Origin of the sequence: Formosa sp. Hel3_A1_48 (assembly GCF_001735715.1) — a bacterium.
In the GTDB taxonomy this organism is placed as follows: domain Bacteria; phylum Bacteroidota; class Bacteroidia; order Flavobacteriales; family Flavobacteriaceae; genus UBA3537.
In genome coordinates this window covers 1,167,069-1,188,571 of the sequence record NZ_CP017259.1, presented here as the reverse complement: position 1 = coordinate 1,188,571, position 21,503 = coordinate 1,167,069, and the positions used below count along the sequence as shown (strand labels likewise).

General features: G+C 36.8%; 25 protein-coding genes and 2 tRNA genes. 9 read left to right on the top strand and 18 right to left on the bottom strand.

Annotated features, from left to right (window positions below; all coding sequences use genetic code 11):
- Nucleotides 1–149: 149 nt before the first annotated feature.
- The gene (locus FORMA_RS05465) at nucleotides 150–758 is read right to left on the bottom strand and encodes a superoxide dismutase (protein ID WP_069674705.1); all 609 of its coding nucleotides are present in this window, start codon (nucleotides 756–758) and stop codon (nucleotides 150–152) included.
- 106 nt (nucleotides 759–864) lie between these two features.
- On the opposite strand from FORMA_RS05465, the gene FORMA_RS05460 reads away from it, so the two are divergent.
- The 6 genes from FORMA_RS05460 to FORMA_RS05435 all read left to right on the top strand — a co-directional run bounded on the left by FORMA_RS05460 (nucleotide 865) and on the right by FORMA_RS05435 (nucleotide 10,708).
- On the top strand, nucleotides 865–3,999 hold the full coding sequence (locus FORMA_RS05460; protein WP_069674704.1) for a UvrD-helicase domain-containing protein: 3,135 nt from the start codon (nucleotides 865–867) through the stop codon (nucleotides 3,997–3,999).
- Between the two features lie 10 nt (nucleotides 4,000–4,009).
- Nucleotides 4,010–5,206 carry a glycine C-acetyltransferase gene (gene kbl, locus FORMA_RS05455; protein WP_069674703.1) on the top strand — a complete coding sequence of 399 codons (1,197 nt, stop codon included), beginning with the start codon at nucleotides 4,010–4,012 and terminating at the stop codon, nucleotides 5,204–5,206.
- 121 nt (nucleotides 5,207–5,327) lie between these two features.
- Nucleotides 5,328–6,755, top strand: a complete 1,428-nt coding sequence (locus FORMA_RS05450; protein WP_069674702.1) for an OmpA family protein — start codon at nucleotides 5,328–5,330, stop codon at nucleotides 6,753–6,755.
- Nucleotides 6,756–6,822: 67 nt separating this feature from the next.
- Nucleotides 6,823–9,579: a PD-(D/E)XK nuclease family protein gene (locus FORMA_RS05445; RefSeq protein WP_069674701.1), complete on the top strand. Its 2,757-nt coding sequence runs from the start codon at nucleotides 6,823–6,825 to the stop codon at nucleotides 9,577–9,579.
- A complete protein-coding gene (locus FORMA_RS05440; RefSeq protein WP_069674700.1) occupies nucleotides 9,576–10,421 on the top strand; it encodes an alpha/beta hydrolase family protein in 846 nt (281 codons plus the stop codon). Before FORMA_RS05445 ends, FORMA_RS05440 begins: the two co-directional genes overlap by 4 nt.
- Before the next feature lie 92 nt (nucleotides 10,422–10,513).
- Nucleotides 10,514–10,708 carry a hypothetical protein gene (locus FORMA_RS05435; RefSeq protein ID WP_069674699.1) on the top strand — a complete coding sequence of 65 codons (195 nt, stop codon included), beginning with the start codon at nucleotides 10,514–10,516 and terminating at the stop codon, nucleotides 10,706–10,708.
- 74 nt (nucleotides 10,709–10,782) lie between these two features.
- On the opposite strand, the gene FORMA_RS05430 is transcribed toward FORMA_RS05435, so the two are convergent.
- The 6 genes from FORMA_RS05430 to FORMA_RS09285 form a co-directional block, all read right to left on the bottom strand.
- The gene (locus tag FORMA_RS05430) at nucleotides 10,783–11,469 is read right to left on the bottom strand and encodes a hypothetical protein (protein WP_069674698.1); all 687 of its coding nucleotides are present in this window, start codon (nucleotides 11,467–11,469) and stop codon (nucleotides 10,783–10,785) included.
- An 18-nt stretch (nucleotides 11,470–11,487) separates the two neighbouring features.
- Nucleotides 11,488–11,850, bottom strand: coding sequence for a hypothetical protein (locus FORMA_RS05425; RefSeq protein WP_157506040.1), 363 nt, complete (start codon nucleotides 11,848–11,850; stop codon nucleotides 11,488–11,490).
- A gap of 117 nt (nucleotides 11,851–11,967) precedes the next feature.
- On the bottom strand, nucleotides 11,968–12,147 hold the full coding sequence (locus FORMA_RS05420; protein WP_069674696.1) for a hypothetical protein: 180 nt from the start codon (nucleotides 12,145–12,147) through the stop codon (nucleotides 11,968–11,970).
- Nucleotides 12,144–12,323: a hypothetical protein gene (locus tag FORMA_RS05415; RefSeq protein WP_069674695.1), complete on the bottom strand. Its 180-nt coding sequence runs from the start codon at nucleotides 12,321–12,323 to the stop codon at nucleotides 12,144–12,146. The genes FORMA_RS05420 and FORMA_RS05415 overlap by 4 nt, the downstream gene beginning before the upstream one ends.
- Nucleotides 12,324–12,434: 111 nt before the next feature.
- Nucleotides 12,435–12,671 (bottom strand): hypothetical protein, encoded by a 237-nt coding sequence (locus FORMA_RS05410; RefSeq protein ID WP_069674694.1) that lies wholly within the window; start codon nucleotides 12,669–12,671, stop codon nucleotides 12,435–12,437.
- Nucleotides 12,672–12,781: 110 nt separating this feature from the next.
- Nucleotides 12,782–12,869 (bottom strand) — tRNA-Met (locus FORMA_RS09285).
- A gap of 51 nt (nucleotides 12,870–12,920) precedes the next feature.
- Here FORMA_RS09285 and FORMA_RS05405 point away from each other — a divergent pair.
- The gene (locus tag FORMA_RS05405; protein WP_069674693.1) at nucleotides 12,921–13,967 is read left to right on the top strand and encodes a site-specific integrase; all 1,047 of its coding nucleotides are present in this window, start codon (nucleotides 12,921–12,923) and stop codon (nucleotides 13,965–13,967) included.
- Between the two features lie 20 nt (nucleotides 13,968–13,987).
- Here FORMA_RS05405 and FORMA_RS05400 read toward each other — a convergent pair whose 3' ends face one another.
- The 10 genes from FORMA_RS05400 to mce all read right to left on the bottom strand — a co-directional run bounded on the left by FORMA_RS05400 (nucleotide 13,988) and on the right by mce (nucleotide 18,852).
- Nucleotides 13,988–14,899 carry a DUF1566 domain-containing protein gene (locus FORMA_RS05400; protein ID WP_069674692.1) on the bottom strand — a complete coding sequence of 304 codons (912 nt, stop codon included), beginning with the start codon at nucleotides 14,897–14,899 and terminating at the stop codon, nucleotides 13,988–13,990.
- Between the two features lies 1 nt (nucleotide 14,900).
- A complete protein-coding gene (locus FORMA_RS05395) occupies nucleotides 14,901–15,602 on the bottom strand; it encodes a T9SS type A sorting domain-containing protein (RefSeq protein ID WP_069674691.1) in 702 nt (233 codons plus the stop codon).
- A 137-nt stretch (nucleotides 15,603–15,739) separates the two neighbouring features.
- Complete coding sequence (locus FORMA_RS05390; protein WP_069674690.1) at nucleotides 15,740–15,949, bottom strand: hypothetical protein; 210 nt, start codon at nucleotides 15,947–15,949, stop codon at nucleotides 15,740–15,742.
- On the bottom strand, nucleotides 15,946–16,458 hold the full coding sequence (locus tag FORMA_RS05385; RefSeq protein ID WP_069674689.1) for a hypothetical protein: 513 nt from the start codon (nucleotides 16,456–16,458) through the stop codon (nucleotides 15,946–15,948). Before FORMA_RS05385 ends, FORMA_RS05390 begins: the two co-directional genes overlap by 4 nt.
- A gap of 84 nt (nucleotides 16,459–16,542) precedes the next feature.
- Complete coding sequence (locus FORMA_RS05380; protein WP_157506039.1) at nucleotides 16,543–17,055, bottom strand: hypothetical protein; 513 nt, start codon at nucleotides 17,053–17,055, stop codon at nucleotides 16,543–16,545.
- 102 nt (nucleotides 17,056–17,157) lie between these two features.
- Nucleotides 17,158–17,298 (bottom strand): hypothetical protein, encoded by a 141-nt coding sequence (locus tag FORMA_RS09280; protein ID WP_157506038.1) that lies wholly within the window; start codon nucleotides 17,296–17,298, stop codon nucleotides 17,158–17,160.
- 83 nt (nucleotides 17,299–17,381) lie between these two features.
- Nucleotides 17,382–17,786: a hypothetical protein gene (locus FORMA_RS05375; protein ID WP_069674687.1), complete on the bottom strand. Its 405-nt coding sequence runs from the start codon at nucleotides 17,784–17,786 to the stop codon at nucleotides 17,382–17,384.
- A 46-nt stretch (nucleotides 17,787–17,832) separates the two neighbouring features.
- On the bottom strand, nucleotides 17,833–18,210 hold the full coding sequence (locus FORMA_RS05370; RefSeq protein WP_069674686.1) for a hypothetical protein: 378 nt from the start codon (nucleotides 18,208–18,210) through the stop codon (nucleotides 17,833–17,835).
- 110 nt (nucleotides 18,211–18,320) lie between these two features.
- Nucleotides 18,321–18,394: transfer RNA gene (locus FORMA_RS05365), tRNA-Ile, on the bottom strand.
- A 47-nt stretch (nucleotides 18,395–18,441) separates the two neighbouring features.
- The gene (gene mce, locus FORMA_RS05360; RefSeq protein WP_069674685.1) at nucleotides 18,442–18,852 is read right to left on the bottom strand and encodes a methylmalonyl-CoA epimerase; all 411 of its coding nucleotides are present in this window, start codon (nucleotides 18,850–18,852) and stop codon (nucleotides 18,442–18,444) included.
- 69 nt (nucleotides 18,853–18,921) lie between these two features.
- Here mce and rbfA point away from each other — a divergent pair, with 69 nt between their 5' ends.
- Nucleotides 18,922–19,314 (top strand): 30S ribosome-binding factor RbfA, encoded by a 393-nt coding sequence (gene rbfA / locus FORMA_RS05355; protein ID WP_069674684.1) that lies wholly within the window; start codon nucleotides 18,922–18,924, stop codon nucleotides 19,312–19,314.
- The gene (locus FORMA_RS05350; RefSeq protein ID WP_069674683.1) at nucleotides 19,315–20,523 is read left to right on the top strand and encodes an ABC transporter permease; all 1,209 of its coding nucleotides are present in this window, start codon (nucleotides 19,315–19,317) and stop codon (nucleotides 20,521–20,523) included.
- Here FORMA_RS05350 and dusB read toward each other — a convergent pair.
- Nucleotides 20,511–21,503: a tRNA dihydrouridine synthase DusB gene (gene dusB, locus FORMA_RS05345; RefSeq protein ID WP_069674682.1), complete on the bottom strand. Its 993-nt coding sequence runs from the start codon at nucleotides 21,501–21,503 to the stop codon at nucleotides 20,511–20,513. The genes FORMA_RS05350 and dusB overlap by 13 nt on opposite strands.

Genomic DNA, 21,503 nt, shown 5'->3' with positions numbered 1-21,503 from the left:
GTGCATTTCGTCTAAAAAACAAAAAGGCTAAATAATTAAAGTATATATTTGATTCACCATAACATAAGTAGGTTAAGTTCATGGTAGATTTGGGGCAAAAAAGGTGAACATCTGTTCACCTTTTTTATTTATACGATAGTTTTGTGTGCTTATTTCGCTGCCGCAAAACGCTTTGCTACTTCATTCCAGTTGATTACATTAAAAAATGCATTGATATAGTCTGGACGTCTGTTTTGATAATTTAAGTAATAAGCATGTTCCCATACGTCAATACCTAAAATTGGAGTGCCGCCACATGATACACCCGGCATGAGTGGGTTGTCTTGATTAGGTGTAGCACACACTTCTACTTTACCCCCTTTGTGGACGCAAAGCCACGCCCAACCAGAGCCAAACTGTGTTGCAGCGGCATTTGAGAACGCAGACTTAAAGTCCTCAAAAGAACCGTAAGCTTCAAGGATTGCATCTTTTAATTCTCCTGAAAGTTCGCCTTTATCAATTGGGCTCATTACTTCCCAAAATAAGCTGTGGTTATAAAATCCACCACCATTATTCCTAACCGCCTTGTTACTCATGTCCAAAGAGCTTAATATTGATTCAATACTCTGGTTTTCTAATGCTGTTCCTGAAATAGCAGCGTTTAATTTTGTGGTGTATCCGTTGTGATGCTTAGAGTGGTGGATTTCCATTGTTCTTGCATCAATGTTTGGTTCTAATGCATCGTAAGCATAGTTTAATTTTGGTAATTCAAAAGCCATGTTATTATTTTTAAGGTTAAATACTTTAGATCAAATTTACGATTTTCCAATCAAATTAAATTAAGTATGTGATTTAGATTGTTTATTTTGGTATAAATTTTATTTAGTGAGCGGCTCATCATTCAAGATATACAATGCTTCTGCTGGAAGCGGCAAAACCTATACTTTAGTCAAGGATTACTTAAAAATAGTACTGACTTCAGAAGCTTATTTACCTCACCGTCATGTGCTTGCAATTACATTTACGAACAAAGCGGTAGACGAAATGAAAAGGCGTATTGTCTCAGCCTTACTTCGCTTTTCGTCGTCAAACATCCTAACCACAAAAGACGATTTATTTACTGACCTTACTCATGAACTGAGTTTAAGTCCAGAAAAAATCCATGATAAAGCAAGACAATTAATCCGCAAAATATTACACAATTATGGCGGATTCGATGTGTCCACAATTGATAAATTTAATCAACGGCTCATAAGAACATTTGCTTATGATCTCCGAATTCCTGTAAATTTTGAGGTAGAGTTAGATACAGATAGTTTGTTGCAAAAAGCCGTTGATCAGATGATTTCAAAAACAGGAAAAGACAAGGCGCTTACTAAAGTCCTTGTGGCCTATGCTCTTTCTAAATTAGAGGATGATAAAAGCTGGGACATTGCCTTGGATTTGTATAAATCAGCAAAATTACTCACTCAAGAAACTGCTCTTCCATATTTGGAGTCCTTATCCAATCAAAAATTAGCTGCATTTGAAGGCCTGAAAGCCACCCTCGAAAGAGAATATAAAGCATTAGAGCAACAAATAACAGAGGTCGCCACTCAAGTTTTAGACCTTATTGTTGGGCAAGGACTGACTTTTGTGGATTTTTATAAGGGCTCCTTACCTAAGCATTTTGCAGCCCTTACAGCCAAAAAATATAATATTAAATTTGATTTGGTTTGGCAAAAGAATATCGAGACAACTCCTTTGTATAAAAAGAACACCCCTGAACGTATTTCACAAAAAATAGATGCTTTACGAACGGATTTAGTAGCCGCCTTTTTGAGCACAAAGCAAGCGGTTTACCGCTTACGTTATCTTCAAAATATCCGCAAAAATATCACACCAGTTTCTGTTTTAACTCTTATTCAAAATGAAATCAATGCAATCAAGGAGGCGCAAAATATTATATTAATTTCAGAATTTAATACCATTATTGGGAAAGAAATAAAGACCCAACCCGCACCTTTTATATACGAAAGAATTGGTGAAAAATTTAATCATTATTTTATTGATGAATTTCAGGACACCTCAGAACTGCAGTGGACAAACCTCGACCCTTTAATTACAAACGCTTTAGCAGCAGGGAAGGGCAGTGTGCTACTTGTGGGTGATGCAAAACAATCGATTTATCGTTGGCGAGGGGGTAAGCCAGAGCAGTTTATGAGTCTTATTAACAATCAACATACACTTCCTGTTGATGCACGTATTGCTAATTTGCCGACAAATTACAGAAGCTGTAAAGAAGTAGTCAAATTTAATAATGACTTCTTCAACTTCTGCTCAAAAGCAGTTTTCTCTGAGGCTACACATCAGAACCTTTATTTATCCGCAACTCAAGAACAGAACAAAACTAAGCCGGGGTATGTTCAGCTTTCTTTTTTAGATTTCGATCAAGGCTCTGACAAAGAAGCGCTCTACGCTGAAGAAGTGCATAACAACATTAGTATATATAAAGCTTCTAATCCTGACGCCAAATATAAAGACATTTGTGTATTGGTGCGCAAACGGAAGGAAGGGGTTGCTGTTGCAAACTACTTGAGTTCCAAAGGCATTGATATTATTTCTAACGAAACACTTCTGGTAGCCGAATCAAAGGAAGTCAAGTTTATCATTAATGTTTTCTCATTCCTCAAAGACAATACGGACACTACAGCGAAATTAAATATTTTGAATTATTTGATTAGCCGAAACAATGTCACGGACGGGCATCAGTTTCGATTGAATTATTTGCACTTAGATTTCTTGCCGTACTTTGCGTCATTTTCACAATTCAATATCAATTTCGACCCTCAGACAGCCATTCAGCTGTCTGTATATGAGTTGGCGGAATACATTATATCTACATTTCATTTGGTCCAAAACACGAATGCGCACATTCAATTTTTCTTGGACATTATTTTTGAGTTTACTCAAAAAAAGTCGTCGGGTATTGCCCCGTTTTTAACTTATTTTGAACACAATAAAGAAAAGCTTAGTGTTGTTTCACCTGAGGGGATAGATGCAGTACAGATTATGACTGTACACAAAGCCAAGGGGCTAGAGTTTCCTGTTGTTATTTTCCCTTTTGCAGAACTAAGTATTTATAAAGAAATTGAACCTAAAGAATGGATGCCAATACAAGAGCTAGATGATAATTTTCCCTATTTTTTGATCAATTACAACAAAGATCTTGAGCATTATGGTACTGAGGGTAAAGCCAGATATAAGGCGCACCAGGCCAAGTTAGAATTAGATAATATTAATTTGCTTTATGTAGCTTTTACCCGTGCTGCTGAGCAGCTTTACATTATCGGAAATCGATCATCAGCAAACAAATCAACAGCAGATTTAAAGACATATTCAGACATTCTTATTGGATTTCTAAAATCTACAGGAACGTGGCGTGCTGGAGTTTCTAGATACTCCTTTGGTTCAATGCAGCCAATTGCTGCTCTCGATGCCCCACAACATCCAATGCAGCTACAAAGAAAATTTGTGTCAACACTAAAAAGCCAACTCAATGTTTCTATGGCCTTAAAAGCTGATTATTTTTGGGACAGTGCTCAAAAAGAAGCTATTGAAAAAGGAAACTTAATCCACCTGTTATTAGCTAGAGTGTATTTGTCATCAGATATTCAAATGACAATTAACACTTCTTTAGAGGAAGGGTTAATCTCAACAGAGCAAAGCCAACCGCTTTTTAAAATTCTAGAATCTATCGTTTTCCACCCACAACTTAAGTTGTACTTTAGTCCTGGTGTTGAGGTGTATAACGAGCGCGAGATTATTACTGGTTCAGGTCAAATTATTATACCAGATCGGCTCATTGTAAATGCGAGCGGCAAGGCTGTAATAATTGACTATAAGACCGGCCAATATTTGCAAAAACACCAACAGCAGCTACAAACTTATGCTTCTGTTGTCCAGCAATTGGGGTATATTGTGGAGAAAAAAATATTGGTGTACATTCACCCAGAGCTTACAATTAAAACGGTCATATAAATAATTTCCCATGTATACATCTATTAAAAAACATTTAGAACAAGAACTGCAAGCCATAAAGGCACAAGGGTTATACAAAGAAGAGCGTATTATCGTATCCTCTCAAGGCCCAGTAATCACGCTAGATACAGGACAAAAGGTGTTGAATTTTTGCGCCAATAATTACTTGGGTCTCGCCAATCATCCTGAAGTTATTCAAGCTGCAAAGGACAGCATGGATACCCATGGATTTGGAATGGCTTCCGTTCGATTTATTTGTGGTACTCAGGACATACACAAACAACTAGAGCAAAAAATTGCACATTTTTATCAAACAGAAGATACTATATTGTATGCTGCAGCTTTTGATGCTAATGGCGGAGTTTTTGAACCACTTTTAAGCGCAGAGGATGCGATCATTTCGGACAGTTTAAACCACGCCTCTATAATAGATGGTGTGCGCTTGTGTAAAGCCAAGCGTTTTCGTTATAAGAATAACAACATGGCGGACTTAGAAACTCAATTACAAGCTGCTGACTCTAGTGGTGCGCGCTTTAAAATTATTGTGACAGACGGCGTCTTTTCTATGGACGGTTTACTTGCCCCTCTTGATGCTATTTGTGATCTAGCAGATAAGTATGATGCCTTGGTTATGATTGATGAGTGTCATGCAGCGGGGTTTATAGGCAAAACAGGGATTGGCACATTGGAAGACAAGAATGTTTTGGGTCGAATAGACATTATAACAGGCACCTTAGGCAAGGCGCTTGGCGGCGGCATGGGGGGTTATACTACTGGGAAAAAAGAGATTATATCTATGCTGCGCCAACGGTCTAGACCTTATTTGTTTTCTAATTCATTAGCGCCGGCCTTGGTAGGTGCTTCCATTAAAGTTTTTGATTTATTATCAAATGACACAAGTTTACGAGATCGCCTTGAACACAATACAAATTATTTTAAAGAAGGTATAAGAAATCTTGGATTTGACATTATTGATGGTGATTCCGCAATAGTACCCGTGATGCTCTATGATGCAAAGTTGGCTCAAAAAATGGCAAGTTTACTTCTTAAACAAGGGATTTATGTCATAGGTTTTTTCTTCCCTGTTGTGCCAAGAGAAAAAGCCAGAATCCGTGTACAACTCTCCGCAGCTCATGAAAAATCACACCTAGATAAGGCAATTGCCGCATTTAAAAGTGTTGGCAAACACTTGAAAATAATTAGTTAATCTACTGATTTTTAGCTTTTTAAATTAAAAAAGTGCAATTTTCATACATTATATTTGTTTAGTGAACTTTAGGTATTACTTTTGCAATGAATTTAACTTCTATCAAAATAAAAAAATAATTATGAAAAATTTAAAAAGGTTAGCACTTTCTATCATGCTCGTCGTGTCTGTTGCTAACGTAAACGCTCAAGACGATAACAACCCTTGGCAAATCACCGTTGGTGTTAACGCTGTGGATGTATATCCTGTTGGAGAGGATTCACCACAAGGAGAGCTTTTTAACGAGTTCTACAATGTTGAAGGGCACTGGAACTTTGTTCCTTCTCTATCTTCAATTTCTGTTTCTAAATACCTTACGGACAACTTTTCTTTTGGTGTTTCCGGGTCTTTTAACATCATTGAAAAATGGGGATCTGATAATGTGACAAATGAAACTGTTTCAATAGAAGAATTAAAGTATTATGCGCTTGACGCAACAGTAAAGTATTCACTTAGAGATTTAGCTAATTTTGGAAACTTTGAACCTTTCCTTGGCCTAGGTGGAGGTTACACATGGATTGAAGAAGGGCCTTATAACTCAAACAACACCGGCAGTTCTGCAAGTGCACTTGTTGGTGCAGGAACAGTAAATGGAACCGCAGGTGTATCATACTGGTTTTCTGACAACATTGGCTTTACTTACCAGGCAACATATAAGCACTCTTTTCAAGACTATTTAACAAAGCATTTCCAACATAATGTTGGTCTTTCAATTAATTTCGGAGGTACAGACACAGATGGCGATGGCGTTTATGACAAAAAAGACGCTTGTCCTGAAGTTCCTGGTTTAGCTGAGTTTAATGGATGTCCGGATTCAGATGGTGACGGCATTCAAGATTCTGAGGATGCCTGTCCACAAGTAGCAGGTTTAGCCGAATTTAATGGTTGTGCCGACACTGACGGAGACGGTGTTTCTGATGACAAAGACAGCTGCCCTAGTGAAGCAGGAGTAGCGGCCCTAAACGGCTGCCCTGATTCAGACAATGATGGTGTTGCTAACGCCGATGACAAGTGTCCTAACGAAGCTGGTGACGCTGCAAATGGTGGTTGCCCATGGCCAGACACTGATGGCGATTCAGTTTTAGACAAGGACGATGAATGCCCGAATGAAGCAGGAACAGTAGCAAACAACGGTTGCCCAGAAGCGCCAAATGAAGATGTACAAGCTCAATTGACAAGCTATGCAAGAACAATAAACTTTGCAACTGGAAAATCTGATATTCAAGAGGCTGCCAATGAAACATTACAAGCAATCGTCGCGATTCTTAAAGAATACCCAAAAGCAAATTTTGTAGTTGAAGGACACACAGACAGCACTGCTTCTGAACAATTCAACCAAAAGCTTTCTGAAGAAAGAGCAGCAACAGTTGTTGGCTTTTTAACAGCTAATGGAGTTGATGCTTCAAGATTGTCGTCTATTGGCTTTGGTGAAAATTCACCAATTGCTTCTAATGATACTTCTGAGGGAAGAGCTACAAACAGAAGAGTAGAGGTAAAACTTGCGAATTAATCGTTTAAACCTCAAAAATATATTTAAAAACGCTTCGCTTTTGCGAGGCGTTTTTTATTTTTAGGGTATGGCAAGTTTCATCGCAGAGGTATTAAAAGAGTTAAAAAACAAAAAAGTAGATTTATCTGCTTTAACCTTTATTTTGCCCAACAAACGCGCAGGGGTCTTTTTAAAACAAGAACTTTCAACACATACAACAGAAGCAAGTTTTTTACCAGAGATCTGCTCTATTGAATCCTTTGTGGAAGAGCTCTCACAGCTGAAGAAGATAAATGCTGTCGAGTTGCTCTTTGAATTTTATGGTGTTTATATTTCAGTAACCCCAAAGGACAAACAAGAGTCTTTTGATCAGTTTTCAAAATGGGCTCCTATGGTCATACAAGATTTCAATGAGATTGACCGGTATTTAATTCCCCCATCAAAAATATTTGATTACCTCAGTGCTATTCAACACATCAATCACTGGTCTTTGGAGCCCAACCCTACCACAATGGTTAAAGGCTATCTGTATTTTTGGCAAGAGCTAAAACACTATTATACACGACTTGTGGACCAACTCTTAAATAAAGGAATTGGTTATCAGGGGCTGATGTATAGAGCTGCTGTTGATAATATTGAAGAGTATATTCAAAACAGCAAGCGCAGCCAACACATTTTCTTAGGGTTTAATGCTTTAAATTCTTCAGAAGCCATCTTAGTCCAAGAACTATTGCAGCAAAATAAAGCACAGATCTTTTGGGATATTGATCAAGGTTTTTTGGAGTCAAATTTTCATGACGCAGGCCACTTTATGAGGCATTATAAAAAGACATGGCCTTTTTACAAAACGCACAATTTCAATTGGACAACCAAGCACTATCAAGAACAGAAAAACATTACTATAACAGGGACTCCAAAAAATATTAGTCAGGTCAAGTATGTCGGAGAATTATTAGACAATTTATACGAACAAAATAAACTTGAAAACACGGCTCTAGTGTTAGGTGATGAATCATTATTACTTCCTGTATTGCACTCGATCCCTAAAAAGGTCAAAAGTATAAATATCACGATGGGATTGCCACTACGTCAAATCCCGCTGGCCTCCTTCTTTGAACAGTGGTTTCTGGTTCAGACCACATCTGAAGAGTCTGTATTTTACTACAAAGATGTTTATGAAATATTAACACATCCTTTTATTTCGTTATTGTTTAAAAACTCCACGAACTCTCTTAAGAGTGTTTTCAATGCTATAAAGGACCAAAATCGTACCACCATATCTTTGCGCGATTTGATTATACTCGCCCCAGATTTAAAACACCTATTTGAGCTTCTTTTAGCGCCTTGGAATAATCAACCAAAAACTGCTTTACAACAGATTAAAACATTGATTTTTGAACTGAAATTAGCATATGATGCTGAAAAAAGTAACAATGTATTGCCGTTGGAGTATTTATTGCGCTTTTTCGAATTATTCAATCAAATAGAGCATTTAAGTCAATCCTATAATTACATCAGCTCCATTAAAATCATGCACTCTTTATACCGAGAGTTGTTGGCAAAGGAAACCTTAGATTTCAAGGGAGAGCCACTTAGGGGTCTTCAAATTATGGGCATGCTGGAATCGCGTGTATTAGATTTTGAAACTATCATTGTTGTTTCAGTGAATGAGGGGATTCTTCCGGCTGGAAAAACACAGAATTCATTTATTCCATTTGACGTCAAACTTGAAAACGGTCTGCCAACCTATAAAGAAAAAGACGCGGTGTACACCTATCATTTTTATCGACTTATGCAACGTGCTAAAAATATTCATCTTGTTTACAATACAGAACCCGACGCTTTAAATGGCGGTGAGCCTAGTCGATTTTTGGCACAAATGGAACTTGAAGGCCATCACCAGCTACAGCACAAAATAGTTACACCTAAAATAGAAATACTCAGCCCATCTCCGCTACAAGTTATAAAGACAGAGAAACTTCTAAAATCCCTTGAGACTATAGCCAAAGCTGGATTTTCGCCTTCATCTTTGGGGCAATACGTTAGAAATCCAATTGAGTTTTATAATCATAAAATTTTAGGACTAAAACAGCCTAACAATTTAGAGGAAATCATAGAGGCTAGCACATTTGGCAGTGTTATCCATTACACTTTGGAGGCGTTTTACACCCCTTTCATCGGAGCGTTTTTAGAACCTAACAAGCTGGAAGAACTAAAACACCAAATTTCTAAAACAGTAGAAAAATTTTTTAAAAAACTCTATAAGAGAGGCGACATAACACAGGGCAAAAACCTCATAAGTTTTGAAATCGCTAAACGCTATATTCGTAATTTTTTGGACTACGAAATTCAATTTCTAAAAGCAGGTAATGAGGTTCAGCTCTTGGCTGTTGAGCAGCCTGTTGCCTATGATTTCACTAACTCATTATTTGAATTTCCCATTCGATTAAAGGGGAATGTTGACCGAATAGATATTTGTAATGGAACTAAGCGAATCATTGACTACAAGACCTCAAAGGTGACACAGACAGACTTAAATTTAGTCGACTGGGGTGATATCACGAAGGATTATAAAAAGCATAACAAGAGCTTCCAAATTTTAATGTATGCTTATATACTTAATAAGACCCACCCTTATGATGGCCCAACAGAAGCAGGAATTTTTTCATTTAAGAATTTTAAATCAGGGTATATTAAATTCACTAAGAAAGATAAACTAGGGAATAGCGCTTTAAAACAGCAACACATTTCCGAGACAATTTTAGAGGCCTATGAAAAACAATTAGTTGAGTTGCTTGCAGAATTGTTTAATCCAGACATTAAATTTATTGAAAAAGAGGTATGATTGTTCAGCAGCTAAATAAGGTTATCTATAGGCCACAAGATCGGCCTATTGTTTTTGATCTTATTTTTGAAGATACTGTTAAATCCGCCCCGCTTATTGTGTTTTGTCACGGGTACAAAGGCTATAAGGACTGGGGGGCATGGGGTTTACTGGCGAAAGCTTTTGCTTCTCAGGGGATTGCATTTTTAAAGTTTAATTTTTCACACAATGGCGGCACTGTTCAACAGCCTTTAGATTTTCCCGACCTAGAAGCCTTTGCACAAAACAACTATTCCAAAGAGCTTCATGACTTGTCTTGTGTTTTAGATTGGGTTATTGAAAATCATGAAGAGGGTAATGCCATAGATTTGAAATCTATTTTTCTTATGGGCCATAGTAGGGCTGGTGGAATAGTCACCATACAAGCCAGCGAAGATCTAAGAGTAAAAAAAGTAATCACCTTGGCGGGGGTTAGCGACTATAAATCAAGGTTTCCAAAAGGAGATGCACTTAGGAGGTGGAAAAAAGACGGTGTGTATTATGTAGAAAACAAACGCACCAGGCAGCAAATGCCCCACCACATTCAGTTTTACAATGATTTTTTAGCCCATGAGGCTCGATTAGATATAGAACGTGCCGCTAAAAAATGTACTATTCCTCACCTTATTCTTCATGGCGATGACGACCAAGCCGTCTCTATTGAAGAAGCTAAAAAACTACACGTATGGAGCTCAAGCAGTATTTATAAATGCATTGAGGGAGGGAATCATGTTTTTGGGGCAAAACAGCCTTGGGAAGATTCTGAAATGCCTCCGAACTTAATAAAAGTTTGGGCAGAAATATTGGATTTTATTAACAATTAGGCCTACTTCTTAAGAAAAATGTTATTTATCTGATAAAATTTTTGGTAATACCGAAGTAATTTTTGTAATTTAGATTAAAATATAATTACATTATGGGATATTCATTTAAAAATAGCAAAGGAAAAACTTATTATTTACACACTAAAGACGTGGTCTTGAAAGGTGGAAGAAACCAAACAATTTATTATTTCGCAAAAGATGAGCGTTCAAACACGTGTGACCTTCCTGCTGGAAAAAAGATTGTTGAAAATGAAAAAACTGGACTTCCATTCGTAAAGTCTGTATAATACGTTTTCCGAAAACAATTAAAAAACCCACTCCTAAGAGTGGGTTTTTTATGCTTAATATTTTTCAAAATCTATTAGTAGGTTTTGATTCTCTTTACCATAAAATCTTGAGCGTATTCTACTTCGCCTCTGTTCTTAAAGTATTTCGAAAAAGCATTCTCGTGTTCTTTGCGAAGAGCGTTATACAGACTCAAATGATCGTTTATGTCCTCTCCAGAAACCAGAAACCAGTGAGTAGCGCCATTTGGGGTATTGACATCATAAGTTCCAAAGCCAACTAATCGGTCTTCAAATGCTGATGAAGCCTCTTCTACCAATGTGTTTTGAGCTGCAATAAAAGCCTCTTCATCACTTGCTTTTATGTCCCATATGTGTATGGATGAATTCTTTTCCTCATCACCAAAACGAACGTTTAATATTCGACCAGCCCTTGCCTCGCCCCATGAATCAACCAATGTTCTAAGTCCTCTCCAAAAAGCTTTTGATTCGTTTTCACCTGGTTCTTCCACAAAGCCTCCATTATCTAGTTCCCATATCCAGACGATTCGATGTGTTCGCCCATTTTCTCCTCCATGGCGAAGACGCTCTAAAAAGATATTTCCAGATTTTCTGTCCTTGCCTTCCATATAGCTGTCAAACAACTCAGCGATTGCTTTTTCAGCGTTTTCCTCGGCCGTAATCTCTACATAATTGAACCCCATTTGCTGTGCAGTGGCATTGATACCTACAAACAACAATAATAAAATAATTATTTTTTTCATTTTTTAGACTATTTTAGTTTAATGCATGGCGCGAATAATTGGCGCGCCCAATATCCCACTTACGCAATATTCATTAGTTAATTTGACAAGCTCTGCAAACATTTCCGCACGCTCTTGTCCAAGCACCATATGTGCTTGCGCGCCTTCAGGGCCATTGTAAATTTCTGTTATACCATACAGCGTATGTCCTGTTTCGCCACTGCTTGGATCGAGTGGATTATTAAACTCTGGACTTTTCAAAACCGCATAGCAAAGCACAACAGGCTCTACTGTCCCTTCGATATGGTGAGTTTCACGCATGAAGTTTTCATGCGAATCCAAGAATGACTCCATCATTTGTGTCTTGTTGTTTGGTACTTTATATGCCACGTGAAAGCCCACACCCCCTCTTTTAATTTTCATGATTTATTTTTTTTAATATTTTAATGAATTAGATCAAATATATTAAATTTTACTTGTAAAATAAAATCATTAAACAGCGATGATTCTCTTGACTAACTATTTATTCTCAGGGAATCGGCTAAAATTCCCCATGCCGTCAAGGTCTACTGGATCATTTTGTGTTGGGTACCTATTTTCCTCGCGTTGTTTTTTTGTACTGTGGAAAATATTCCAGATGAGGAAGTACACATAAAATGAGAAAATGATAGCCCCTATAATAAACATTGCTACACTCATACTCTTCTTCTTTGTCTGATTACTAATGCAAATAAAAGAATTGTTCCTGGCCAATGGGCCGAATATTGGGCTTCTTCAGTTTGTCCCATAAGGCCCAAACCAACGGAGTAAAGCAGACATATAAATGCAAGAATTACAGGGTACCATTTGAATACGAAATCTTTAATATTTTTCATAAAACTTTAAATTTTTTTAAAAATAAATATTATTAATTTAAAAAATGTTAAAAGTTTTGTAAGTATTTTAGTGTTTTTGTTAGTTTAGAATACTTGTTTCCTGTGGCTTTACTAATCGTAGCAATATTTATCGCCAATATCATAGGTGTCATAAACCTCTTGGGAAACGGGCAAATTGACGTCCGCATAGCCATTGAGAGGGCCGTCATCATCTGTATTTGAGGTGTCAAAATCGCCAACCAAAATGTATTCGCCTTCCGAAATAATCTTATCTATGACCGTGAAACAGTCTGTATCATCGTCACAACAAAACATTAATAAAGCGGAGAGTAAGAAGAGTTTTTTCATTTTGCTAAAATGGTTTAGTCAAAGATATTGAATTTTATTTTATGTAAAGTACATTTTTAGCGCAGTTGCTTTGGAACAAAAAACCCCTCAATTAAGAAGGGTTTTCAGGGTGGTCCCACTTGGGCTCGAACCAAGGACCCTCTGATTATGAGTCAGATGCTGTCTTCGACGAAGCAAGCTTTCTAACCACTGAGCCTCAGTATATTACGTAGTTCTTTAAATGTAATGTTTAATTAAACTGCCATATATATGCCAAATTATAGTCTATCTTACCCTAAAGTACGTAAAGACTCCTACGATAATTACTTTATAGATTTCAATCTAAATTATAAGCGTTATCGGTTGTTTAATGGTAAGCGTATTAATTCGTCTCTCGCTCCTAATTCCTATCCCACTAAACTAAGACGTAGTAAAGCTGTTCTATTAGCTGATGAGGTCTATCGTTATTTAGTCTCTAATAATTACTCATTTACTAAACCCTTAACGACTATTGTGCTGTTTGATAGTCTCATAGAAGCCAAACTAAAAGAGCCTCTGTCGGTATCCTATATAAAGACGCTTACTTTACTGTCTTGTTGTTTAAGAGAAGAGTTAATTTATAAGGGTTCTATTTCTATTCGCTTCTTGCACAGTATACCTTTAAAGTATGCTAATAACACCTCTTACAATACAGCTAGAAGACACTTAAACGTACTGGTTAATTACTTGGCTGATAATGGTTTTACTATAGAGCGGATGACTTTAAAGACTCGTAAACAGACTGAAACACTACATAAGCCTATTAGCGATGTAAAAGGTCTATTAGATGAGGTATATAAGTTTAATAAGAACTTGCATCTGTGCTGTCTACTAACGTACTGCTGTTTACTAAGACCTCATCAAGAGATTAGACGCTTAAAGTGGGGTGATTTTAATACGGATTTATCACTTATTAGACTCTCTGGAGATAAAGTAAAATCTAAGCGCAATAGACTCGTACCAGTACCTCATATAGTACGCTCATATCTTAGAAAATCAGACGAGAACTACAATATCTTTACTGGTACTGAAAAGCCCTATAACAGTGGTTATTTTAAGACCCTTTTTAAGCGATTTAAGCGCAGCAATAAATCAGTTGACGACAGTATAACACTCTACTCATTTAGACACTCAGGGGCTATAGAAATATTCAAGCGTACAGGTTCTATTACAAAGCTACAGAAAGCTATGGGACATTCATCTATAAACGTAAGTTTAACCTACCTGAGAGGTTTAGAAATAGCTGAACTAAAAGAAGAAGATATGCCTATGGTTTAGGTTTTTTAATTGATAAATAACTAAAAAGCCCGAACAGCACGCACAAAGTTTGTGGAGTACTTATTGGTGTTGTACTGATTACCACTGACGAAATACTGTTTCCACGCGATATTGGCATCGAGCTCCGTAGAACTCCAGTAGACAAAACTAAATCCATTAAACCCAGAGACCCCCTCTAAAGTTGTTTTATTGATATACATTTGGTTTAACTCCTTTGCACTTGGTAAAAACCATTGTGCTCCTAAAGACCTTGCCGCTAAAGCAGCGGGAGCAGTAGGGCAATCTTGAAGTATATCATTAGTGTTATTAAAACCATCTCCTATTTCAGCACCTAAACCCGAAGGATTACCTCCATTATAAGGGCGATTCAGTACGTTTGGTAAATCTGTACCATAACAACCCCATTCTACAGAAGTTGCTACATCTGAAAATGCCGCAACCAAACCGTGTTGACCCGTGCTATCTAACCAAAAAACTACACCGCCATTAACAATATCTCCAATATTATAAGTGGGCTGTGTGTAAGAGGTACCATCTGCTCCTGCTGGTCCTGCTGGACCTGTTGGTCCTGCTGGGCCTACAGGTCCTGCTGGGCCTGTTGGTCCTGCTGCTCCTGCTGGGCCTGTTGCTCCGTCATCTCCATCTACTCCTGCTGCTCCTGCTGGGCCAGCTACTCCATCGATTTTAGTCCAAACATTTCCATCATAAAAATAAAAACCAGCCGTTTGGTCTGTTTGATAAATCATTAAACCTGTAGCAGGTGCAGATATCGCATCGCGCTGCGTCTCTGTGAGTCTTGGTATTAAAATTCCACCTGTAGTGGATTCAATCTCTAATGCTGAAGAGGCATCTGGGTTATTTGTGTTGATACCTACTTGTGCGTAACCCAATGCTGTGAACAACATAAGTGCTATTAATGTAATTTTTTTCATCTTACTTCTTTATTATTTTAAAAGTTGAAATTTGGTTTTGACCGTTTGTTAAGTTTAATAAGTAAACCCCTGAAGGTAGGTCTATGACATCTAACGCTGTAGCGTTATTAGTTTCTAATATTTTTTGGCCTGCTGTGTTAAATAGTGTGGCTTTTTGGGCTGTGTTGGATACAATATGTAAAAAGTCTGTTGTAGGGTTTGGATACACACGTACATAGCCGTCTAATAAGACTGGCTTAACGGTTAGCGTTGCCGACACATCACTGGCTGTGACTGAAGTAAACCCAACAAGTTCCGTGAAATCATAACTTAGGGTATTATTGGCTTCATCAATACTCGCTGGAACAGACGTCCAAACTCCGTTTGTATTTAGGACCTCTAATACCAAATCGGCTTCCAATATGCTATTAAGTTCGCTTTCCAAGTATTTAAAGTTGAGTATTCCAGAATAGTTAGACAATTCAGCAGATAATTCGTAGACTCTATTAATACTTGTATTATCGCCCACAACAATAGGTCCATTAGAACGGTCTATAGTGTTGGGTCCTGAAATAGTATAAGCTTCGTTAGGCGCAAGTTCTAAGCCATCAACTGAAAGAGAGCTACTGGAATTAATATTTATTGAACTATTAGGCCCTACGGAGAGAGTTTGACCAAAACTTATTAAAGTGCCAGTCAAAAAAACAAACAAAAGGTTATTCATTAATAATCAAATTTAGAAGTTCTAATATAAAAAAGATTTTACTTATTGAAAAACACAACTAATTTAAGTTTTTACAATTAAACTAAGTTCAGAACTAAGAGGTTTAGAAATAGCTGAATTGAAAGAAGAAGATATGCCTATGGTTTAGTAGGATAAAAGTACTTTTTCCATAGCCATTTTACAAATTTGTAAGAAAGCCAAAAAGATATAATTGAGCCTAGTGCAGTTATACCGCCTGTACCTCTTTCAAAAACAGCAAAATTAATACCAATAGAAATTAATACAAGTAACCACAAAACAAATAAGTAAATTATAATGCTCAAAATAATTAATAGTGCTTTTTTCATAGTGTGAAAGTTTCAAATGTATTTAAAAATTGTTTGTGATAATTAGAAAAGTTTTCAGGGAATGTACTTCCCAACAAAGTATATAATTTGTCTCCTTTAACAAATTGAACGACAACATTTGTAACTCTAACATTGTTAGCATAATAATCCCCACTGTAAATAGAGTAGAAACAATAGCCTAAATTTTTAAAGTACATTTTCTCTTTAATTTGAACCTTAAAGTTATTGAACGTCATTGATGAAGCATCCTCAAACTTGTCAGTTTTTAGCATTTCAGAAATGTAGGTGTCATTTGAAAATGTTGAAAAAGACCAATCATCAGAGTATCGTAATTCAATCATACTTTCGATATTTCCATTAACATATTTAGATGCTGTTAATAAATTATATCCGTCTTTATAAACTTCGGTTTTAAAACCTGAAGGGAGTTTAATGTCAAATTTAGGATAAGGGTCTTTGCCGCAAGATAAAATTGAAACTGACAATAATATTACAAAGAAGTTTCTCATATTATAAACGTAATAAATATAAATTTAAACCTACTTAAAAGGACTTGAAATAGATGAACTAAAAGAAGAGGATATGCCTATGGTTTAGATTTTGATTTTAGTGGAATTAATTTTAAGCAATGTGTTTCCGTCTTTGTCTTTCATAATAATTTCTGAATTAATAACTTCTTCTGATGCAATACTTTCAATAATTTGACCAACGATTCCATTTCCCGAAAAATCTATAAAATCCCAAGTCATAGTTTTGTCTTTCTTATTCCATTCTCCAATCCAAAAAGTATTAGCACCATCATTTTTAAATTCCCATCTATTGAATTTTTTTGAGTTTTGGTCGTAACAAATAATATGTTTTGATGTGTTATCTCCATTATTAATGTTTATCTCAAGGTAATTGTTGGAAAGTATTAAACTTGAGCTTGTTCTCCCACGAGTTTTAACGCTTTCTCGTATCCATACAGATTCTTCAAAAACTGCACTGTTTTTCCATTGCCCTTCCCATTTTGTCAAAACATCGAATGCTTCATTAACAGATAATGACTGGGCATTGGAGTAAGTAATGCCTAAAACAATTAAAGCTAACAACAAAAATTTCTTCAAAATTAAAATGTTTATATTCTCAAATATAAGAAACATAAGCCAAAGCTACTTAAGAGGTTTAGAAATAGCTGAACTGAAAGAAGAAGATATGCCTATGGTTTCCTAAATAAAAAGGTCAAGAATTAAATCCCCTATTGTCATTCCTGCAGCTACAAAGATGAAAGACCAAAAACATTTTTCAGCCAATGTCGCATCGTCTTTCCATTGTCCCCATTTATTTTTCATTGGATTTCGAAATTTCATAGCCTAAATATAAGAAATGTATCTCTAACCTACTTAAGAAGTTTAGAAATAGCAGAACTAAAAGAAGAAGATATGCCTATGGTTTAGTTACAGTCAGAATTTAATCTCCAAAGTTTATAACTATTTTCATTTAGCATTATACCACCATCACATTCAAATGAAACTTCTCGTGGGATTTCATCCCATATTAAAGTATTTCCATCAAATGTGTACGTATCAACTCCTGGGATTCTATCTGATTCATCCAATGCATTAAAATCTGCATCGGTACAATAGTTATCTTCCCAGCCACAGTTTACTGCATAAGATGTATACACGTTACCACCTACAAATTCAAACATTGTATTTACATATGTTCTGTCTTCTGGGTCTGGAGACCACAACCATTTGCCTTCAACTGTGTAAGCTGGTAATGGGTTGTCTTCTGAATCATCACTACTACAAGCGAAGATTAATAAAGCGCAGAGTAAGAAGAGTGTTTTTTTCATTTAGTTAGGATTACAGTTTGTGAAGTTTGGTTGAGGTAGTATTTTCTCAATTTTTGGTGAATGTAGAAATTATACCTGACGGATATAAAATCCAATTTATAGTACTCTCAGAAACTTTTTCAAATTCATAGGTGTTCTCAGAAAAACCGTAACTAACCACAACATAGTATCTTGTATCAGAAATTTCTTCATACGCACTGCTTTCAGTAGAAAGAGCCATTAGTGCTTTGTAACAATTTGTACTCCCAGCTGTAACACACATATCGTCAGCTCTAAACTCAAAGGCAGAAATAGAATCGTTAGTCCACACCCCTTGAATCCAGGCTGGAGGATTAATTGAATCTTCATTCGAATTTGAAGAGTCTGAATCATCACTACTACAAGCAAAGATTAATAAAGCGGAGAGTAAGAAGAGTTTTTTCATTTTGCTAAAATGGTTTAGTCAAAGATATTGAATTTTATTTTATGTAAAGTACATTTTTAGCGCAGTTGCTTTGGAACAAAAAACCCCTCAATTAAGAAGGGTTTTCAGGGTGGTCCCACTTGGGCTCGAACCAAGGACCCTCTGATTATGAGTCAGATGCTCTAACCAACTGAGCTATGGGACCAAAGTGGCTGCAATATTACAACCATTTTTAAAATTATGAAAAGAAATTTATTCTTTATTATCCATATCTTGACACAGTTCTATAAGTACTCCACCAGATGATTTTGGGTGTAAAAATGCAATTAACTTACCATCAGCACCAGGCTTAGCTTTGTGGTGAATCAGCTCAAATCCTTCTGTTTTCAATCGCTCGATTTCAGCGCCAATATCATCTACTGCAAAAGCAATATGATGTACGCCCTCTCCTCTTTTTTCAATAAATTTTGCAATTGGGCTATCTGGGCTGGTCGCCTGCAGCAATTCAATCTTATTCTCGCCGACTTTAAAAAAGGAGGTATTGACACCTTCGGATTTTACACACTCAATTTTGTAGTGCTCAACCCCCAGCAATTTTGCATAAAGCCGATTAGATTTCCTAAGATCTTTCACGGCAATACCGATGTGTTCAATTTTTTTCATCTTTTACAAATTTAAAGCAAAAAACAAGGCTTTTGAAAAATTACAGAAGAATTGTAGTATTTTTGCCCTATGGAAAGTCAAAGACAAAAGAAAATAGCCTCGGTTTTACAGCGGGATTTAGTTGAAGTCCTTCAAGGCGCCGCTAGAGAAGGGGGCATGCAAGGGGTTATTATTTCAGTAACTCAAGTCAAAGTCACTGTAGACTTGTCTATTGCTAAGGTATACTTAAGTATTTTTCCGATCAAGCAGGCCAAAGTACTGATTGAAGGTATTTCTTCAAATGCACCCATCATCAAACACGAATTGGCACAACGTACCAAACATCAGCTTCGAAGGATGCCTGAATTGTTGTTTTTTATCGACGATTCTTTGGAATATATTGATCAAATCGATCGATCTCTAAAAGGGACAGAAAACCCTATTCTTAACGATGACCTTCTACAAAAAAGAAAAAAAGCATAGTTGAATTTTTCGCTCTACATAGCCAAGCGATATTTGTTTACAAAAAGTAAAAACAAAGCGATTAATTACATTACTCTGGTTGCTGGATTGGGTATAATTTTAGGAACCGCAGCTCTATTCATAGTCCTTTCGGGCTTCGATGGGCTCAAGGCATTTAGCTTAGAGTTTACATCTTTTACAGACCCTGATTTTAAGGTCTTGCCAAGCCAATCTAAAAATATTAGTTTGTCTTCAACTCAGCGCAAGATGCTCAGCGAAATAGAAGGGATTGCCTCATTTTCTACAGTTGTTGAAGAAAAAGTTTTATTGAGTTGTGAGGAGAAGTATTTAGCTATTGATTTAAAAGGCGTAGACAAACACTACCCTCAGAAAACCATAGACTCTATTTTGACTTACGGCGATTGGATTTCACAAGATCTTCAACAGATCGTTGCGGGTTGGGGTGTCAGCAACACTCTAGGGTTTGGTGTATACGACCTTACTAAAATTATACGCATTTACGCACCCAAACCAGGCACCGGACAAATTACTTCTGTCAAAGGGGCATTTAAAAGCATGAAAGTGGCTAATGTTGGGCTTTTTCAAATCAATGAGTCAATTAACAGTTCTCGAGTCTATACTTCACTTCAAAATGCTCAATATTTGCTTGGTCTTAAGCCAGACAAAATAAGTGCGATCGAAATAATAAGTGTACCAGGTGTAGATGAAACCAAAATAAGATTAGCTCTTTCAAAGATTTTTGATGATGAAATTGTCATAAAAAGTAGAGTACAGCTCAATGCCGCTTTATACAAAATGCTCAATGCTGAACACCTTGCGGTTTATCTTATTTTTACGTTAATATTAATTATAGCATTATTTAACATTGTTGGATCAATCATCATGATGATTCTGCATAAAAAAGACGATTTAAAGACTTTATATAGCATTGGTACCACCAAACAAGAAATTCAAAATATTTTTTTTATACAGGGGGGGTTAATGACTATTATCGGGGGATTGATCGGTCTTTTTTTAGGCGCTATAATTATCGGTCTTCAGTTGTGTTTTGATTTGCTTATGATTACACCAAGCTTGGCTTACCCCGTTGTGCTAAAGGGGAGTAATTTTACAATCGCTTTTTCAACAATTCTTATCTTAGGGCTTATTGCTTCAAGATTAGCATCTTGGAACTTAAAGAAACTTCAGTTTACAGATCAAGCAAATTGATGGGCAGCAAATTTGGCTTCGACTTCATCAAAGGCTTTGAATACATCTTGGCTGTGGTCGCTGGTCACCATCTTTGTTCTGTATGGTTTAAAATTAGGGATTCCTTTAAAATAGTTGGTATAATGCCTTCTTGTTTCGAGCACACCCAAAACTTCCCCTTTCCAATCAATAGCCATTTTCAAATGCCGTCTTGCGGCCTCTACACGTTCGGACATACTTATAGGTTCTAGATGCGTTCCCGTCTCAAAGTAATGTTTAACCTGCTTAAAAAACCAAGGGTTTCCAATACAAGCTCGACCAATCATGGCACCGTCTAAACCATAAGAATCGCGCATTTCCATGGCCCGTTCTGGAGAGTTGACATCTCCATTTCCAAAAATGGGGATATGCATTCTAGGATTGTTTTTTACCGCAGCAATAGGAACCCAATCCGCATTACCTTTGTACATTTGAGCTCGAGTTCTTCCGTGAATAGACAGCGCTTTTATGCCAACGTCCTGAAGTCTTTCCGCAACCTCTACAATACGAATTGAGTCGTGGTCCCAGCCCAAGCGGGTTTTAACGGTCACAGGTAAATGGGTGCGCTTAACCATTTCGGCAGTTAGCTTTTCCATTAAGCAGATATCTTTTAATATTCCTGCCCCAGCTCCTTTACTGACCACTTTTTTAACAGGGCAGCCAAAGTTGATGTCAATTATATCTGGATTTGATTTCTCTACAATTTCAACTGCGCGAAGCATGCTGTCTAGATTGGCCCCAAAAATTTGTATACCTACAGGGCGTTCTTTTTCATAAATATCGAGTTTCATTGTGCTTTTGGCAGCGTCTCGAATCAGACCTTCACTAGATATGAATTCGGTGTAGACCACATCGGCACCTTGTTCTTTGCATAGCGCCCGAAAAGGCGGATCACTAACATCTTCCATCGGCGCCAACAGCAATGGGAATTCAGGCAATTCTATAGCTCCAATTTTTACCAT

Coding starts and splice junctions, on each gene's coding strand:
- FORMA_RS05435 (WP_069674699.1), top strand. CDS start 10,514: ATGGGATATTCATTTAAAAATAGCAAAGGAAAAACTTATTATTTACAC.
- FORMA_RS05450 (WP_069674702.1), top strand. CDS start 5,328: ATGAAAAATTTAAAAAGGTTAGCACTTTCTATCATGCTCGTCGTGTCT.
- FORMA_RS05385 (WP_069674689.1), bottom strand. CDS start 16,458: ATGAGAAACTTCTTTGTAATATTATTGTCAGTTTCAATTTTATCTTGC.
- FORMA_RS05410 (WP_069674694.1), bottom strand. CDS start 12,671: ATGAAAAAACTCTTCTTACTCTCCGCTTTATTAATGTTTTGTTGTGAC.
- FORMA_RS05415 (WP_069674695.1), bottom strand. CDS start 12,323: ATGAAAAATATTAAAGATTTCGTATTCAAATGGTACCCTGTAATTCTT.
- FORMA_RS05395 (WP_069674691.1), bottom strand. CDS start 15,602: ATGAATAACCTTTTGTTTGTTTTTTTGACTGGCACTTTAATAAGTTTT.
- FORMA_RS05420 (WP_069674696.1), bottom strand. CDS start 12,147: ATGAGTGTAGCAATGTTTATTATAGGGGCTATCATTTTCTCATTTTAT.
- FORMA_RS05375 (WP_069674687.1), bottom strand. CDS start 17,786: ATGAAAAAAACACTCTTCTTACTCTGCGCTTTATTAATCTTCGCTTGT.
- FORMA_RS05400 (WP_069674692.1), bottom strand. CDS start 14,899: ATGAAAAAAATTACATTAATAGCACTTATGTTGTTCACAGCATTGGGT.
- kbl (WP_069674703.1), top strand. CDS start 4,010: ATGTATACATCTATTAAAAAACATTTAGAACAAGAACTGCAAGCCATA.
- FORMA_RS05440 (WP_069674700.1), top strand. CDS start 9,576: ATGATTGTTCAGCAGCTAAATAAGGTTATCTATAGGCCACAAGATCGG.
- dusB (WP_069674682.1), bottom strand. CDS start 21,503: ATGGTAAAAATTGGAGCTATAGAATTGCCTGAATTCCCATTGCTGTTG.
- FORMA_RS05430 (WP_069674698.1), bottom strand. CDS start 11,469: ATGAAAAAAATAATTATTTTATTATTGTTGTTTGTAGGTATCAATGCC.
- FORMA_RS09280 (WP_157506038.1), bottom strand. CDS start 17,298: ATGAAATTTCGAAATCCAATGAAAAATAAATGGGGACAATGGAAAGAC.
- FORMA_RS05405 (WP_069674693.1), top strand. CDS start 12,921: ATGCCAAATTATAGTCTATCTTACCCTAAAGTACGTAAAGACTCCTAC.
- rbfA (WP_069674684.1), top strand. CDS start 18,922: ATGGAAAGTCAAAGACAAAAGAAAATAGCCTCGGTTTTACAGCGGGAT.
- mce (WP_069674685.1), bottom strand. CDS start 18,852: ATGAAAAAAATTGAACACATCGGTATTGCCGTGAAAGATCTTAGGAAA.
- FORMA_RS05445 (WP_069674701.1), top strand. CDS start 6,823: ATGGCAAGTTTCATCGCAGAGGTATTAAAAGAGTTAAAAAACAAAAAA.
- FORMA_RS05370 (WP_069674686.1), bottom strand. CDS start 18,210: ATGAAAAAACTCTTCTTACTCTCCGCTTTATTAATCTTTGCTTGTAGT.
- FORMA_RS05465 (WP_069674705.1), bottom strand. CDS start 758: ATGGCTTTTGAATTACCAAAATTAAACTATGCTTACGATGCATTAGAA.
- FORMA_RS05390 (WP_069674690.1), bottom strand. CDS start 15,949: ATGAAAAAAGCACTATTAATTATTTTGAGCATTATAATTTACTTATTT.